Origin of the sequence: Secundilactobacillus kimchicus JCM 15530, assembly GCF_001433995.1 — a bacterium.
Lineage (GTDB): Bacteria > Bacillota > Bacilli > Lactobacillales > Lactobacillaceae > Secundilactobacillus > Secundilactobacillus kimchicus.
In genome coordinates this window covers 281490-298123 of sequence record NZ_AZCX01000002.1, presented here as the reverse complement: position 1 = coordinate 298123, position 16634 = coordinate 281490, and the positions used below count along the sequence as shown (strand labels likewise).

Annotated in this window: 12 protein-coding genes; 4 read left to right on the top strand and 8 right to left on the bottom strand. The window is 47.8% G+C overall.

The window, feature by feature from the left end; translation table 11 throughout:
- Nucleotides 1-105: 105 nt before the first annotated feature.
- Nucleotides 106-294: a hypothetical protein gene (locus tag FC96_RS03815; RefSeq protein WP_056942075.1), complete on the bottom strand. Its 189-nt coding sequence runs from the start codon at nt 292-294 to the stop codon at nt 106-108.
- A gap of 183 nt (nt 295-477) precedes the next feature.
- On the opposite strand from FC96_RS03815, the gene FC96_RS03810 reads away from it, so the two are divergent.
- Nucleotides 478-1467 carry a LacI family DNA-binding transcriptional regulator gene (locus FC96_RS03810; protein WP_056942074.1) on the top strand — a complete coding sequence of 330 codons (990 nt, stop codon included), beginning with the start codon at nt 478-480 and terminating at the stop codon, nt 1465-1467.
- Between the two features lie 110 nt (nt 1468-1577).
- Here FC96_RS03810 and FC96_RS03805 read toward each other — a convergent pair whose 3' ends face one another.
- Nucleotides 1578-2447 (bottom strand): RluA family pseudouridine synthase, encoded by an 870-nt coding sequence (locus FC96_RS03805; RefSeq protein WP_054659383.1) that lies wholly within the window; start codon nt 2445-2447, stop codon nt 1578-1580.
- 16 nt (nt 2448-2463) lie between these two features.
- A complete protein-coding gene (locus FC96_RS03800; protein WP_056942073.1) occupies nt 2464-4203 on the bottom strand; it encodes a thiamine pyrophosphate-dependent enzyme in 1740 nt (579 codons plus the stop codon).
- 413 nt (nt 4204-4616) lie between these two features.
- Here FC96_RS03800 and FC96_RS03795 point away from each other — a divergent pair, with 413 nt between their 5' ends.
- A complete protein-coding gene (locus tag FC96_RS03795) occupies nt 4617-5990 on the top strand; it encodes a sugar porter family MFS transporter (protein WP_054659377.1) in 1374 nt (457 codons plus the stop codon).
- Between the two features lie 104 nt (nt 5991-6094).
- Here the strand turns inward: FC96_RS03795 and FC96_RS03790 are convergent, their stop codons facing one another.
- Nucleotides 6095-7324 carry a NupC/NupG family nucleoside CNT transporter gene (locus FC96_RS03790; protein WP_056942072.1) on the bottom strand — a complete coding sequence of 410 codons (1230 nt, stop codon included), beginning with the start codon at nt 7322-7324 and terminating at the stop codon, nt 6095-6097.
- 32 nt (nt 7325-7356) lie between these two features.
- Entirely contained in the window at nt 7357-8286 is a 930-nt protein-coding gene (rihB, locus tag FC96_RS03785) for a ribosylpyrimidine nucleosidase (RefSeq protein WP_056942071.1), read from the bottom strand.
- A 106-nt stretch (nt 8287-8392) separates the two neighbouring features.
- Between rihB and yeiL the strand changes: the two genes are divergently transcribed.
- On the top strand, nt 8393-9067 hold the full coding sequence (gene yeiL, locus FC96_RS03780) for a transcriptional regulator YeiL (RefSeq protein ID WP_056942070.1): 675 nt from the start codon (nt 8393-8395) through the stop codon (nt 9065-9067).
- Between the two features lie 46 nt (nt 9068-9113).
- Here the strand turns inward: yeiL and map are convergent, their stop codons facing one another.
- From map to FC96_RS03765, 3 genes are all read right to left on the bottom strand, one after another.
- A complete protein-coding gene (gene map / locus FC96_RS03775) occupies nt 9114-9908 on the bottom strand; it encodes a type I methionyl aminopeptidase (RefSeq protein WP_056942069.1) in 795 nt (264 codons plus the stop codon).
- A gap of 750 nt (nt 9909-10658) precedes the next feature.
- Nucleotides 10659-11711, bottom strand: coding sequence for an ABC transporter substrate-binding protein (locus FC96_RS03770; protein ID WP_054659376.1), 1053 nt, complete (start codon nt 11709-11711; stop codon nt 10659-10661).
- A 118-nt stretch (nt 11712-11829) separates the two neighbouring features.
- Nucleotides 11830-14364, bottom strand: a complete 2535-nt coding sequence (locus FC96_RS03765) for a M1 family metallopeptidase (protein ID WP_056942068.1) — start codon at nt 14362-14364, stop codon at nt 11830-11832.
- A gap of 278 nt (nt 14365-14642) precedes the next feature.
- Here FC96_RS03765 and FC96_RS03760 point away from each other — a divergent pair, with 278 nt between their 5' ends.
- Entirely contained in the window at nt 14643-16589 is a 1947-nt protein-coding gene (locus FC96_RS03760) for a hypothetical protein (RefSeq protein ID WP_056942067.1), read from the top strand.
- The last annotated feature ends 45 nt before the right edge of the window (nt 16590-16634 follow it).

The window sequence follows — 16634 nt, the reverse complement described above, 5'->3', positions numbered from 1 at the left end:
CTATTTTGCCTCAGCGCATAAAAAAAGTGAAGCGGAAACCGCCTCACTTGCGTTTGATTACGATCGTTCAATACTAAGTGTCTGCCAGATGCGTCGAAAGTGATATTATTCGGTGACCAATTGATCGGCGTACGAAGCCTTGGCCTTCTTGAGGGATGCCTTGACCTGAGCCATGTGTTCTGCAAATTGATCATCCTTCAAGTCACGGTCAAACCAAGATAATTCCACCAGATTTTCTTCCATCTGGTTCAAAATCTTTTCGATTGCCTGCTGTGACTCGTCATTTCCTGTCATCTAAATTCACTCCTTAGTCTTTGTTATGTTGCATGATACCGAAATCACAATAAAATGCAACCTTTTTGTCTCATCTTTAGCGCTTTATGAGACAAATTCTTATTTTGACGTCTAAATCTTTGCAAACCCTTAGATTTAATTCTTGCCGTATAATGGTTTTAGTGAAGAACGGGAGGAATCAAAATGGCCCATCCAACTGATAAGCCGACCATTAAAGCCGTTGCTAAACGAGCTGGGGTCTCTGAAGCAACCGTTTCGCGGGCAATGAACGGGAGTCCGCTGGTCAAACCCGAAACGAAACAGCGAATTGAGTCAATCATCCACGAAATGGGCTACCGGCCCAATATCTTAGCAAGAAGCATGCGCACCAATCAATCTAAAACGATTGGCGTCGTCATTTCGAGCGTTACGAACGCTTTTTTTACTGCTATCATTGGCGCCATTCAAGAAGCGGCCGCCGACCAAGGTTATTCGGTTATCATCACCAACACAGACGAAAACCCCGACCACGAAAAAGCGGCCATTCAAATGCTTCAAGGTCACATGGTGGCTGGATTTATCATCGCTAGTACGAGTCGTCTCACGGATTACCACGCCCTCTTGGGCCCGGACCCCGCTGTCTTTATCGACCGCGAGCCTGGTGGCCAGGCCGACCACGACTATGACACCCTCTTAGTCGATAATACGGCCGGCGCTCAAGCTGTTGTGGAAACACTGATTGCCCAAGGCGCAACCCGCATCGGCATGATTGCTAGCGGGGTTTCAACCGCTGGCCAGGAACGACTGCGAGGTTATCTGCGGGCTTTACAAGCCCACGGCATGCCCTACGATCCTGATATCGTCTACTTCAGCGATGTTCAACAAACTAAGGCCCGGCAACATACGAGCCAACTACTCATTAATCAGGCGTGTGACGGCTTGTTTGCGGCGGACGTGACGCTGATTCAAGCCGCTTTGGCAGAAATTGAAGCCCGCCATTTAACGCACATTAAGCTGGGGGCGTTTGACAACGTGGTCTGGTTCGACTACTTGAGTCAGCCGGTCACAACGGCTGAGCAGCCCACCGACCAAATGGGTCATCAAGCGGTCAATTTACTCATTGACCGGATTAAGGGGCGTTCGAGCCAGCCAACCATGATGCGACTGCCCACGCGATTAATCAAACGCGGTTAACAACTATATCAATCTAAAAGTCGGGAACCATTTGAATTAATCAAGTGGTTCCCGGCTTTTAGATTGATCAAAATTCAAATAATGGTCACGCTTATAACTGTCATGAAGCGTCAGATAAGGTGCTGCAGATCATCCGGTAGCGGCAACTCATACGTACGCTCCGAGTCAGTTAGTGGATCTCTGAACCGCAAGTCATACGCATGTAATGCCTGACGGTCAATCTGATCAAGGGGGCCGCCGTACAGCGCATCCCCTAATAGCGGATGGCCAATGGCAGCAAAGTGCGCCCGAATCTGGTGGGTCCGGCCCGTGTGTAGCTGGACCTCGACCAAAGTCACGGCTGTCCCCCGTTGGCGAACCCAGTACTCAGTCTGAGCGGGCTTTCCGTCCGGACTCACAATCTGGTTAAACCCGTCATTCGCGCGTCTTAGTGGGCGGTCAATTAACCCGTGATCGTCCGCTAAGATCCCACTGACTACGGCCAAATACCGTTTTTGTAGCGTGCCAGCAGTTGCTTGTTGACTGTACCAAGAATTCGCCAGTCGGTGCTTGGCAACTAGCACAAGTCCGCTGGTATCCCGATCTAATCGGGTCAAAATGTGGGGAACCATAAAAGTGGCATTCTCGTCGGCTAACCGACCTTTGACCCGGTTAACCAAGGTGTCCGTCCGATTACTAGGTCCCGGCACCACCGTCAGACCGGCCGGTTTGGCCACTACCAAATCGTTAGCCGTTTCATCGATTAACTCAAGGGGTTCGTGGCTAATTGGAACATTGGGGTCACTGGGTTCCGGCGGTAAAATAACCGTCACCTCGTCGCCTACGCCTAGTGCAATCTGGGGGTCTGCTGAATGACCATTGACCGTCAGCGCCCCAGTAGTGGCCTTTAGCTGGGCAAATAATCGGTGACTAATGTCACGTTGGGCTAAAAATTTTTTGATACTGATGGCCTCATCGGTCACCGTCCAGTTAAATTGCATTTTACATCCTCATCACTTAAAAATTGTTGGCCAGCAAATCAGCCAATGACGGATACGTCGTCGCATCAAATTGCTGATTATCACGGTATTGCTGAACTTCAGCTTGACCGTAACGACTAGTGTCCAAGATCATCCGGCTTGTATCGAGCGGCAACTCGTCTGAAATAACAGCTTCCAAAACGACCGGCCGAAGATCATTTGCGGCAACTAACGTGCGGTACTGAGCCAAGGCGGCGGCCAATTCGGTCGGGTTTGTTGCCCGGAGACCGACCGCTCCCATATTTTGAGCAACCCCGGCCCAATTTGCATTATTAAATCGGAGGCCATAATCCCCTTCACCAACGGCTTGTTTTTCCTGTTGGATGAAACCGTAGCCCCCGTTTTCTAAAATCACGTTCAACACTGGGAGTCTGTACTGAACTTGGGTTAATAAATCTTGGACAACCATCGCAAAACCACCATCGCCTGAAACCGTCACGACTTGACGCTCTGGATACTCAAACTTTGCGGCGATTCCCGCAGCTAGGCCATAGCCCATTGTACCAAACCACGCCGACATCGTCATACGCTGGTGCTGGTCAAATCGCAGTTGTCGCAGCGACCAAACCGTGTTGTTTCCAACGTCTAAACCGTACACAGCACCCGGATCAATCACCGTATTAAGACCCGCAATTACAGCCTCAGCTGTTAGCGAATCCGTAGCCCTTTCGACTCGCCGATTCAGGTAGTCCTGCCAGTTTTGCTTCGCCGTTTGGCAGGCCGCCAGAAAGGCCCCAGCCTGCTTAGGACTGGGCTGAGATTCGTTGAGCTGTTTAAAGTACGTCGCCGCATCCGCCAACACAAGCTGTTCAGCCGCCACTTGGTTTCCAAGATCTGCGATGTGGTTGTTAACTTGAATCGTCTTAACCTGCTCTGGAAAAAACCGGGCAAACGGGTACTGAGTCCCAACCATGACAATGAGATCCGCCAGTTGAACCGCCTCATACGCTGGCGCCGTGCCAATGCGGCCCACCGCGCCAAGATAGTGATCAAAGTCACTGGAAATCAAGCTCACCGCTGGTGCTGTTGAAACAACGGGCAACTGATACCGAGTGGCAAAGGCCACCATTTCCTCTTGCGCCTGCGCAATTCCCGCACCGACAAATAGCAGTGGGCGCTTGGCCGCTTCCAATAGTGCGCGAGTCTGCGTCACTTCGTCATTCGTGCCAGCTAGCGGTTGCCCCACGTGCTGGCGTTTGTCAACGGGCCGATAGTTAATTTCTTGATCGGCTAAATCATCTGGAATAATCACGATTGAAGGCGACTGGGTGGCATAAGCCTTCTCAATCGCTTCCCTAACTGTTCCCGGAATCTGACGGGCATCAGAAACTTGAGCGTGAAAGGTGTCCAGACTAGCGAACAGTTCATTTTCATCCATATCCTGTAAATAATGAGTGCCCATCATCGTCGTTGGCACCTGACTAACGATGGCCAGCATTGGGGTATGGTCCATTTTGGCGTCATACAGGCCATTTAACAAATGGGTGGCCCCCGGCCCAACCGACGCCATGGCCACGCCAATTTTACCGGTTAGCTTTCCCGCCGCCGCTGCCGCGACCGCAGCCACCTCTTCATGACGAACTTGCACGTAGTCGACTAATTGGCGTTCCGCCGAAAAACCGTCGATTAACGAATCCGCAGGAATCCCATAGACCCGCTGAATCCCCCACTGAGCCAATTCACGGACCAATGCTCGCGACGCTTTAATCTGAACCATACCGAGCCACCTCCAGGCTTTGTTATTGAGTTTATTTTAGCAAATCTCCTGTTGAGTCGCCATCCCCACCAAGCGCAAACTGTGAATCACACTTATACGGATAAATTAAGTCGCCATTTTCACACAAACTGGTAACCAGACACTGGTATGCTCAAAACCGCGCAATATCAATGGTCAATAGCGGTTAATCCTCGTCGTTAACCTCCCTTTCTTTAAAAAATTGATAACATAAATACAGATTTATCTTGATTTATACGGACAATTAATTTAAAGTAGTTCTTGTAAGCGTTATCTCGGTCGAAAAAATAGCTCATTTATTAAGCTCAATTTCACCAAACGCATACTATCCGTTTTTGATAGCGTTACCAAAGTGGATCTTTGGTGCGATATTTATATTTTTAGGAGGCAATACGATGGAGAAAGAAAAGAAAATCCCAAGTGGCTTCATATACTTCTTCGGGTCATTTGGCGGCATCCTTTTCGGTTATGATATTGGTGTTATGACGGGGGCCCTTCCGTTCTTGCAACATGATTGGGCACTCCAAAATGCGGCAGGAGTTACTGGTTGGATCACCAGTGCCGTTATGTTTGGGGCCATCTTCGGTGGTGCCATTGCTGGCCAATTAGCTGACCGGTTAGGCCGCCGGAAGATGATTTTGATTTCAGCAATCATTTTTGTTATTGGGTCTGTATTATCAGCAATGTCACCGCATGACGGTCAAATTTATTTGATCATTGTTCGGATGTTCTTAGGGTTAGCTGTTGGGGCTGCTTCGGCGCTCGTGCCAGCGTATATGTCCGAAATGGCGCCGGCCGACAAACGGGGCTCACTTTCAGGTTTGAACCAAACCATGATTGTGAGTGGGATGTTACTTTCCTACATTGTCGACTTCTTGCTCAAGGACTTGCCTGAAACTTACGCATGGCGTTTGATGCTAGGGCTTGCTGCTGTTCCTGCTATTATTTTGTACTTCGGGGTTATGCGCCTTCCAGAATCACCACGGTTCTTAGTTAAAACGGGCCACCCTGACGAAGCTCGTAAAGTGTTAACTTACATTCGGAAAGACGATACTGTTATCGACGACGAATTAGCCAACATTCAAGAAACGGCTAAAGAAGAAACGGTTGCTGCTAAGACCACGTCTTGGGCGACGTTATTCTCAGGCAAGTACCGTTACTTGGTCATTGCCGGTGTCGGCGTTGCCGCTTTCCAACAATTCCAAGGTGCTAACGCGATCTTCTACTACATTCCACTGATCGTTGAAAAAGCAACTGGTAGTGCTGCTAGTTCAGCTTTAATGTGGCCAATCATTCAAGGGATTATCCTCGTGCTTGGTTCATTGCTTTACATCGTCATTGCTGAGAAGTTCAACCGTCGGACCCTCTTAATTATGGGTGGTTCGGTCATGGGTCTGTCATTCTTACTGCCAGCTGTTATCAACTGGTTAATGCCACACACGAACCCAATGATGATCGTTGTCTTCCTATGTATCTACGTGGCTTTCTACTCATTCACTTGGGCCCCACTGACATGGGTTCTTGTTGGGGAAATCTTCCCACTTCAAATTCGTGGCCGGGCATCCGGTTTGGCTTCATCATTTAACTGGATTGGTTCATGGTTAGTTGGATTACTCTTCCCAATCATGACTGCCAACATGAGTCAAGAAGCTGTCTTTGGAATCTTCGGAATTATTTGTATCTTAGGTGTTATCTTCATTATGACCCGCGTTCCAGAAACGCGTGGCCGGACCTTGGAAGAAATCGAAGAACAAGGGACACATAAATAAAATAAGTGTTATGTAAAACCCCGTTACGGGGACTTCCCTCAGTATAAGTGATCTCACACTGATACGGGAGTCCGTCGTAACGGGGTTTTGTTTTGTTATTTTACTTACCAAACAAATAAGCCAACCAGCCCCGCCGATAGTAGCGAGACCAAAATACCGGATAGCAACATATAACCAACATTCTTAGCAATCAGATCATTTTTCTGTTTATCCACCAACCCTTTAAATGCGCCGATAATCATTCCAGTTGTGCCAAAATTAGCAAATGAGGTTAAAAAGACCGTGAGAACCGCCCGTAAATGAGATGAGTAGCCATTAATCACGTGTCCAGCAACTCGCCCCATCACAACGAACTCATTAGTCACCAGTTTTAATCCCATATCCTGAGACAATGTCCACGCTTCATGGACAGGAAAACCTAACAACCACGCAAAGGGAAACATGATACATCCCAATATGCTTTCCAATGATAGTGGATGCCAAATTAACCCTAAAATTTTATCCGCTAATGCGGCTAAAGCTACAAAAGCAATAACATTAGCTGTAATGATTAAGATTAAGCGACCAGCTCCCAGAATTGAATCACCCAAAAACGAGAAGAACGGCTCTTTTTTGGGTTTACCACTATCTATGGATTCAACTGACGCAATCGTATCCTCCTCCGCGGTTACCTTAATCGGATTCAATAGATTTGTCACAATCAACGCATTAATGACGTTAATGGGAACAGCGGTCAGAACAAATTGGCCTGGAACCATCTGAGTATAAGCACCCAAAATTGAAGCCGTGACGCAACTCATTGACATCATAGCTAGAGTCACGTTACGTTCAGCTCTCATTTGACGTAACTGCCTGCCAGAAATGGCGAGTACTTCAGTATTCCCCAAAAACATCATCTCAATAGCGAAAAATGATTCAAATCTTGGCTGTCCGGTCACAAATGACATCGCCCGACCAATCCACTTAATAATCCAAGGTAAGATTCCTACATAGGTCAATATATCGAATAACGGGACGATTAATAATACAGGTAGCAGCGCACTAGTCACAAAATTCATCGATTGTGCTGTCCCACCAAATGCCGGTGTTACCCAATTAGGCAAGGCAAACACAATTCCTTTATAGGACACTTCCAACAGCCAGTTAAAACCGTTTGCTGCGGCTTGAACTGCTATTCGCCCCGCTTCGAAACTAGTAAAAAACCAAGCTAAAACTAAATTTATGAATAACATAATGCCAATTGAACGCCAGTTAATTTGCTTTTTATTTTTAGAAAAAATAAATCCAATTAGTAAGAATACTAGTAAACCAAAACAATTTATAACGAGGTACATCTAGCCTCACTCCTCCCACTGGTGCTGGCTACTTAATATGCTTTAATGCACTCAGCAACAAGGTCAAAGAACACCTCTCGATTTACCTTTTGCCCAACCTTAGCGTTTGCGGGTTTCTTTAAAACGTTCAATTCGTCGCAGACGGTTCTCCCGTAACAAGGCCCACGATTAATGTCTACTTCGACAAACATGTCTTGCGTTTTAAATAGTGTTGGATCAATCAAATATCCGATTGTCGTCGCATCGTGAATTGGGCCTGCCTCAAGGCCAAACTCTTCAAACTGCGTTTTTAGTGTGAACCGCATCAAATCGCCAAATAATTTACCAGCTTTATTTCCAATTTTTTCCATCCGTTCAATAACATCTTGCGTGCAAACTGTCTGATTCGTCAAATCTAGGCCCATCATGACAATTGGAACCCCTGCCTTAAAGACGACCTGAGCAGCTTCTGGATCCGCAAAAATATTAAACTCAGCAGACGGCGTAAAATTGCCTGTTCCGTAAGCGCCCCCCATAAGGACGATTTCTTGTATTTTAGGTAAAATTCTTGGTTCCATTCGCATTGCTGTTGCGATATTGGTAAGTGGCCCAGTTGGCACTAGCGTCACATCTCCATCGCTAGCCATCAATGTGTCAATAATAAATCGGACGCCATTCTTCTTTTCTGCTTCACGCTTTAATTCATTAAAAACCGGACCATCTAAGCCCGTCGTACCATGAACATTTCCCGCGACCACCTGTTGTCTAACCAACGGCTGAGGCATCCCCGGGTATACTTTTGTATTCATATCGAGCAGTTGTGCAACATTTAGCCCATTTGTAACCGTTTTGGCCAAAGTCTGGTTACCAGCCACTATTGTGATCCCCAATAAGTCAATTTTAGGATGAGCGTACGCCATTAACATTGCAATTGCATCGTCATGTCCTGGATCACAATCTAAAATAATTTTTCTTGCTGTCATTGTAGTGACACCTCCGTATAATTATGTAAGCCCTTACTTACAAGTTGAATTATAACGGCCCTTGTCCTACACTATGTATGAGAAATCTCATACTTGAGGTCATAAAATGCAAACTATTACAGATAATAGACTTAAAACACAATTATTAGAGAAAACAAAATTCGCAAATTTATTTTCAACCGATATTGTCCCTGACACGGAGTTGCTCATGTTCCAATCAGGTGAATACATTGTTCAAAATGGAATTACACCACAATACTTGTTTTATCTCGTAAAAGGTAAGACCAAATTGTATGATGAACTAGCCAATGGAAAAATTGCATTAATAGATTTTTTTATGGCACCGTGTTTCATTGGTGAAATGGAGCTATTCGATGCCGGGCGGCTTCCTTTTGGTGTACAAACGATTAATGATTGTTATTGTCTTGCACTACCGGTCAAAAAACTAAAATCAACGTTACTTAGTGACGCCACGTTCTTGAAAAATATTTGTTTGTACCTGGCTGATAAAAATGCTAGAAATATTAAAACGGCCTCCCGAAATCAAGGGTTTACTTTGGCTCAACGGCTTGCCGCCTTTATCCTTATGACTAATCATGACAATTATTATCAAGAAAAACACACGCAAGTCGCACAATACTTAGGCGTTTCTTATCGACACCTGCTTTATGTTATTGCAGATTTTGTTTCATCAGGATATTTAACAAAAACAGAAAAGGGATATTTCGTGGCTCTACCGTCAGCTCTTAAAGAATTAGGGAAAGAAGCTTTTTCCGAATAGTTTGCATATAAAAAAGGTTATGTTCAAAAATTGAACATAACCTTTTTTATAGCAAATACTTCGCATCCATCTCCGAATCCACGCTCGTCAGGATTTTAGGCCCATCTTCCGTGATGACGATTGTATGCTCAAACTGCGCACAATCTGAACCGTCAGCAGTCACGTAGTACTCCCAGTCTTCACCGGGCATGTCGACGGCCCGAATCTCCCAGCCACCGGTGGTAATCATCGGTTCAATGGTGATAGTCATGCCCGCTTTAAGTCGGAGGCCATGACCGGCGCGACCATATGCCGGAACATCCGGCGCTTCGTGCATCGACGGCTGGATACCGTGGCCAATTAATTCACGAACATCGCCGAGACCATTCTCATCTTCCGTGTAGTGTTGAATGGCATATCCAATATCCCCTAACCGATTGCCGACCACTGCTTGGTCAATTCCCAAGTACAGCGATTTTTGAGTCATTTCAATCAGCCGTTTGCGTTCGTCACTAATCGTTCCAACCGGATACGTCCAGCATGCATCGGACATGTAGCCGTGCCAGTTCACCACCGTATCAACCGCAACGATGTCGCCTTCGTGTAAAATCAACGCCTTCCGGGGTGCGGCGTGTGCAACCTCGTCGTTAACCGAAACACAGGTGGCATAGTTATAGCCATCAACGTTTTTTTCTTCGGCAACCGCGTCATGAGCGTCAAAGTAATTAATCGCGTAAGTTTCAATTTCCCAGCTTGAAATACCTGGCTTAATCACGTCGGTCAACCCTTTTAACATACCAGCTAGAATAGCACCAGAATGGGCCATCCCTTCAATTTCACGTTCTGATTTAAGTGTAATCAAGTGTCTTCTCCGCCTTTCAAATGTCCAAGAACGAGTGTAGCACAAGTACAGAGTGTGAAACAAGGCGGTTAAATTGCGGTGTAGAAGGGGGGAACTCGGAAAATCCCGGGTCTGGATTTTGTGAGTTTTTCCCTTCTACGTTAGCAATTTGCCTTGTTGAACACGTTTAGAGGGTGCGACAAGGCGGTTAAATAGCGGTGTAGAAGACAGAAACTCGGAAAATCCCGGGTCTGGATTTTGTGAGTTTTTCCCTTCTACGTTAGCAATTTGCCTTGTTGAACACGTTTAGCGGGTGCGACAAGGCGGTTAAATTGCAGTGCAGAAGACAGAAACTCGGAAAATCCCGGGTCTGGATTTTGTGAGTTTTTCCCTTCTACGTTAGCAATTTGCCTTGTTGAACACGTTTAGCGGGTGCGACAAGGCGGTTAAATTGCAGTGCAGAAGACAGAAACTCGGAAAATCCCGGGTCTGGATTTTGTGAGTTTTTCCCTTCTACGTTAGCAATTTGCCTTGTTGAACACGTTTAGCGGGTGCGACAAGGCGGTTAAATTGCAGTGCAGAAGACAGAAACTCGGAAAATCCCGGGTCTGGATTTTGTGAGTTTTTCCCTTCTACGTTAGCAATTTGCCTTGTTGAACACGTTTAGCGGGTGCGATGACGGTCTGGCCGACGCCTCATCTAGCCTGATCACCACATAAAAAGCGTCAACAACGGTGATGAGCAGCCGAAGTCCACGCTTCTTGAGTACCACTAAGCTGGCAATTGGCCTCGTAAGATGCGCTGAGCCTGCTGGGTGGTCAACTGATAGTTGTAATATTGCTGATAAAACGCCTGGGTTTTCTTAACCATATTAAGTGATTTGAACTGGTCCGGATGTAACTTTTGGGCTGCCCACAATACCTGAAGCGCTTCTTCGGCACTATACCGATCCCACGGAAATGTGCCTTGAGGATTCCCGTAAACTCGGCCGGTTTTCACCGCTTTAAGTTGGCTCAAAACGGGATTTTTCTTCAGTGCCTTTAAAGCGGCTGCATCCGTGGCACTGCCCACAATAATCACATCTGGATTAGCTTTTGCTAGCTGTTCCGTGGTGACACTGATCATGTTACCCTTCTGCGAAAGCGCATTTTGACCACCGGCAGCCCGAATCCACTCATCAACGATTGTCTTTCGGCCATCAACTTGATTAAGGTTGGTGCTGTCAACAATATGGAGCACCTTCGGCTTCGTTGCGATTCCCTTTAGCTGTTCTTTGACGAAGGTCAAATTATGAGTCAACGTCTTTTGGTAGTCCTGCGCAATTTCTGGCGCTTTACCGCCCAGAACGTCAGCCGTTAAATTAACCGATTTTCGTAGGCCGGCAAAATCTTGGTACATCGCATTAACGGTTGGTAACTTAGCTTCCCGCGCCGTTTTTATCTGACCAGGATCGGATGAAATCACCACGTCTGGTTTTGTTTTCAGCAATTGTTCAACCTGAATATCCATACCCGAAAGCGGTGCGCTGACCTTTTTAATGGCCGGATACACCGTCCTAAACCATGGTTGTGACTGAATCATTTGAGTCGTTGCAACCAGTTTCTTTTGGCCACCTAATAGCATCACCACTTGGTTGTTGGCGTGCCACATGTCAGCGACGTGGTTGACCTTTTTGGGAATCTTCACTTGCGTTCCGCTCATATCTGTTACAGTCCGAGTTTCGCTCGATGACTGCTTATTTTGACTACCACATCCCGTCGCAAGCGTCACTAAAGCCAACAAACTTGCGCCTATCACCGAGAGTCGTTTCAAAGACGTTTTCATCATGGTTTTCCTTCCCTTACCCAAGTTATTTACCTTGCCAGTTTAACCATCATCTCCGTCACTAACAATTAGTGATTGCCCTAAAAAAACACCAGCTTAGCTGGTGTTTTTGGGTTTCCTATTGAATTGCGGCTTGAACGGCTTCATTAACGGCCGCTTTCTCCGAATTAATCAACGCCACTCTCGTTTCAATCACGCGAATATCCATCTTAATTTCTCGGGTCAACCCGGGGGTGTTCAGTTTCGGTTCAAAGAAGGCTTTGAATTCAGCTAAGCGCTCAGCCGTCTTGAAGATTCCAGTAATCACGGTGATATAAGTTGTGAATTCCATATCACCGCCAACCGTGTCTTCCAGCCACTGCCAGTCGTTACGAATCCAATCCCAAGCGACTTGTTGACCCTTATCGTTGGCCAGAACGCCACGGAACCATCCGCGCAAATCTTGCGGCTTAATGGTGTCAGCATTTTCAAATTGGGCAACGATTTGCCGAATCAATTCAGGGTCGGGGGTACTTGTCAGTGCGGCGCGAATATCAGCTTTATAACTTGCATCTGAAGTTTGACGGTACGCCTCAAGCAACTCATCAAACAGGGCTTGGCTGCCAAAGTGCTTAACTTCATTCGTCAAAATAAACACCCGCGTATCCGCTGGGAGGGTTGCTAATCGGTCCTGATTGGCGGTGAATAACTGGTGAGCAGTCGTAATCGCTGCCTCATTTTCGGCATACAGACTTGCGCTCAACACGTATGGCCGGGTCAACTGGTCGTCATTAGCCTCACCCTTCTTAGGGGTCCATCCCAACCGCGCCACTTGGGTCTGACTTAACTTGTTGTAAAGTTGCTTCAAGGCCGTTTCATCAGCCGAATCAGGGGTCACAAAGCGCTTCAAATCGCCTGCTACCCGGTACAGGGCAGCATTAACAACGGTCGCTGGGTCGTCAGCAAACTGGGTCAGTAATGGCACAACTTCCGCATATGACAGTTGATTGCCCTCGGCCAACAACCGCAGATCTTGGAGCAACTGTAATTTTGAAATTGCATCCAGCTCTTCCGCATGACTGGTGATGTCATCAAGTAACTGTTGATCGTACTTCACGATAAAATGCGAGTTGTTCCCCACGTTTAATCGGAACGGTTCACCCGCCGCGGTGCGTAAATCATCGTAGTTACCAAGAACGACCGCTTGATCCTTCATAATGGCAGGAACCGCCGAATAGTTACTGTTTAACGGAATCTGCCATTGGCGACCGGTAGCTTGCCCATCGCCGATGAAGAATTGGGCTTGCTTCAGCGTCAATTGACCGTCAATCACGCTGGCCGTCACCACCGGATAGCCAGGTTGTTCCAGCCACGACTGCATCATTGCACCCACGTCCATTTTAGCCGCCTCGCCTAAGGCTGCCCATAGGTCCGCGCCGGTTGCGTTGCCGTACTGGTGCGCCTCAAAGTAGGCTTTCAAGCCCTGCCGGAGCGCGTTATCGCCGATGAGTGCCCGGACCATCACCAGCATTCGAGCACCCTTCGCGTAAACAATTGCTGCGTCAAACAACGCGTCGATTTCTGCCGGATTCTCAACTTGAACGTGGACCGATTGAACCCCGTCTGTCGCATCACGCGACAACGCTGCTGGCACGTCAGAAGTTTGGAAAAGTTCCCAAATATGCCAATCAGGTTCAATCGCGTCAATGGCCACGTACTCCATCATGTTAGCAAAGCTTTCATTTAACCATAGGTCGTCCCACCACTTCATCGTGACAAGGTCCCCAAACCATTGGTGGGCCAGTTCATGGGCAATAACTGTGGCTACAAGCTGCTTAGTATCCAACGCTGTATTGTCTGGATCGAGGGTCAGATACGCTTCCCGATATGTGACCAGTCCCCAGTTTTCCATGGCACCCGCTGAAAAGTCGGGCAGCGCTAACTGCCACGAATGCGGTAACGGATATGGCGTTTGGTAAAAGTCTTCATAAAATTCAATGGACCGTTTTGCGATGTCTAAAGCGAAATCCAACTCCTTGGGCTGGTGAGCCTTTGTGGCAAACACGCCAACCTGAACCCCGCTCTTAGTCGTCGTCAGCTTGCTTTGCAGGTCACCAAACGCAAAGGCGATGAGGTACGTCGACATCCGTACCGTTGTCGCAAAGTAGTGATAACCGTCTACTACCCGTTCTTCCGGCATGTTAGCAATAATGGTTTCACCTGGTTGTTCATCGAACTTGACGGCTAGGTCAAACGTCGCCTTAGCTTCCGGTTCGTCAACGCCAGGAAAGGCCTGCCGAGCAAAATTAGTCTCAAATTGCGTCCCAATCAATTGCTTTCTTTGACCCGCCACTTCGTAGTAGGACGGATAAATGCCCATCATTGAATCCGTCAGCGGCGCCGTGTAGGTAATGGCAAGTGTGACGTCCCCTGCTGCTTTAAGACTGATATTAATGGCATCAGCAGCATTATCAACGGTAAATGGCACCGTCTCACCGTTTGCTTGAACCGTCTCAATGGCGAGGTCCTTTTGGTGAATGGAGATGGCAGCCTGAGTTGCTGTGCCGTCAATCGTCGTCTGACCACTGATTAGTTTCTTTTCACGGTCAATATCAAGCGCAATAGCGTAGTGCGAAGGCTTGAATAAGTCATAAAAGTGCGTCAATTCTGTCATGTCGTTCCCTCCGATTTATTAAACTATTCTCATTATACGCCAAAACACTAGTTCAAGCAGGCCGCGGCCCTTATTTTGCGGTAAAAAACGTACGTTGTTTTCACTGAAAGTTAGGGGCTCCAGTAGTGGATTTTAGCCGGTTAGCGTATAGTCTTAAGTGTTAACCGGTCGTGGTCTGATCGGACCGTCTGATGTAATGCCCCATCATCGGCCAACAACCACTATAACCGTTATTGAGTCAACAATTTTAACGACCTTTTTCAGATCTAGGAGGCACCATGCAATTATTTGAGCGACACCACTTTGCAACTCTTCAACTCATCCTAGCAGGCTGCTTAATCATCGGCGCGGTTGGCAACCTATTTAATCAATATCATCCCGCAATTTGGGGGTTCATGGTCGTGGCCAGCATTGCTATTACGATAGGTCAACGACCGATCACCCAACTGTTTCAGCGCATTTCACCAATCCAGTTGCGTTGGCTGATTATCGCTGGACTCACCCTCATGCTGCTCGGTCAACTGGCCATACTCACTTGGCTTCCCGTCACCGTTTACCACGACCCCATCCGGGTGCTTTTGAGGGCTGAACAAATGAGCAATGGCGATTATCACGTCACCAGCAATTACTTTTGGCGTTATCCTAATAACGTCCCGGTGACGTACCTACTGTCCCTTTGGTTTCGGCTGACCAACGGCTTGCACCTCACGACGCTGACCGGCGTTCACTTGCTCTCGTTACTTACCTTAGACGGTTTCGTTGGCTTAACACTCACCACGATCCGCCAGTTAACCAAGCGTCCCAGCATCATTCTTGGGGCGCTGGGCTTTTTCGTTCTAACGCCGTTCGCCTACACCTACTTTCTCCAGGTTTACTATACTGATTTACCGGCGATGGTCATTTTATTGTGCCTATTTCGAATCCTCTATCGTTGGCCCAGCAAAAGCCGGTCGCAAAAGTGGTGGGCAGGCTTTGGTCTTGTTGGACTGGGACTCTTAGGTGAAGCTTTGCGCGCCAACATGATCGTCATGGTCCCAGCCACGCTACTCACCGTTTTAATCGCTGCTCGCCACCACCGGCACCTCATCAAGCCGTTCATCTTGCCCCTTGCTACGCTCTTAATCGGCATGGCACTCAGCGTCCCGTTTGTTGCCATTGCTCAACACCAGAGTCATTTTAAGCCAAATGACCGTTATGAATTCCCAGTGACGTCATGGATTGCGATGGGTCTCCAGCCAGACCGATTTGGATCGTACAACGCCCGCTTTGTCCGCCACCAAGCGCAGCTTCCGAATAAAGCGGCGCGGGCTGAAAATGATCAACGCGTCATTAATCAAACTCTTCACGCCCTTGGCCCAATTGGGTGGATCAAGTTGGTGGTGATTAAAATTGGCACGCTGCTGCACGTCGACAGCATTCAAGACTGGTACAATGGCGGCCTTCGTGAAGCGCCTCCGCTGAGCCGACCCACACTCACCTTCTGGCAGACTTTTGGGGCGCTCCTCTTTCAACTCGCGACCATCAGCCTCCTGCTGGCTACCAGCCAAAAATTATTCAAAACCGCGTTTGTCCCCGCTGCACCCCACTATTTTGTTAGTCTTCTTGCTATTTTAACCGCGCTGGGTTACCTCGCCTTTCACAGCCTACTTTGGGAAGTTAGTGGCCGTTATGGGCAAGTTCTGACCCCACTTTTATTGTTATTGAATGCGGCGGCGCCGGACTCGCCGGCTCGTTTAACGCCTCACCCGCAAAAATCAGCGATTTGGCTAAGCACCACTGCCCTCGCTTGCGTCATTGGAGCCAGCCCATGGACCAGCGCGACCAGCCGCCAACCGCAAATTGTGGCGGCTCAACGCAGTCAACTTTCCGCTCAGTATGGGGCACATCCTCAGCTTATGGTCCCTCACGCTCAGCTCCATCAAACCATCAAATTCAATCAAGCCGTGTCCGGAATCGTGATTCAAGCGCCACCTCACGCCGCCCTGCTAGCCAATATAACGGGACCTAACGGCGTCAACCTCCCGCTTCACTTGAAGGGACCTAACCTCATGGCCCCCGCCATGCCAGCAGGACGTTACACCGTCAACATTCTCAATCCAACCAACCATCCCCAAGGCATTGATCTGGTCAAAAGCCACGACTACCGTTTTGCCTATTTTCCGGTTACCATAAATCACATTGTTCATCCCAATTGGTCGCTCATCTATACGGCGGACCATCGCTGAACTTCAAACGACTGATTCACTAAAAAATCGCGCTAGACTTGGTTG

Excerpts from the sequence above, each read along its gene's own strand:
- FC96_RS03790 (WP_056942072.1), bottom strand. The coding sequence starts at position 7,324 with ATGTACCTCGTTATAAATTGTTTTGGTTTACTAGTATTCTTACTAATT.
- FC96_RS03795 (WP_054659377.1), top strand. The coding sequence starts at position 4,617 with ATGGAGAAAGAAAAGAAAATCCCAAGTGGCTTCATATACTTCTTCGGG.
- FC96_RS03815 (WP_056942075.1), bottom strand. The coding sequence starts at position 294 with ATGACAGGAAATGACGAGTCACAGCAGGCAATCGAAAAGATTTTGAAC.
- yeiL (WP_056942070.1), top strand. The coding sequence starts at position 8,393 with ATGCAAACTATTACAGATAATAGACTTAAAACACAATTATTAGAGAAA.
- FC96_RS03800 (WP_056942073.1), bottom strand. The coding sequence starts at position 4,203 with ATGGTTCAGATTAAAGCGTCGCGAGCATTGGTCCGTGAATTGGCTCAG.
- FC96_RS03770 (WP_054659376.1), bottom strand. The coding sequence starts at position 11,711 with ATGAAAACGTCTTTGAAACGACTCTCGGTGATAGGCGCAAGTTTGTTG.
- FC96_RS03810 (WP_056942074.1), top strand. The coding sequence starts at position 478 with ATGGCCCATCCAACTGATAAGCCGACCATTAAAGCCGTTGCTAAACGA.
- FC96_RS03805 (WP_054659383.1), bottom strand. The coding sequence starts at position 2,447 with ATGCAATTTAACTGGACGGTGACCGATGAGGCCATCAGTATCAAAAAA.
- FC96_RS03760 (WP_056942067.1), top strand. The coding sequence starts at position 14,643 with ATGCAATTATTTGAGCGACACCACTTTGCAACTCTTCAACTCATCCTA.
- rihB (WP_056942071.1), bottom strand. The coding sequence starts at position 8,286 with ATGACAGCAAGAAAAATTATTTTAGATTGTGATCCAGGACATGACGAT.
- FC96_RS03765 (WP_056942068.1), bottom strand. The coding sequence starts at position 14,364 with ATGACAGAATTGACGCACTTTTATGACTTATTCAAGCCTTCGCACTAC.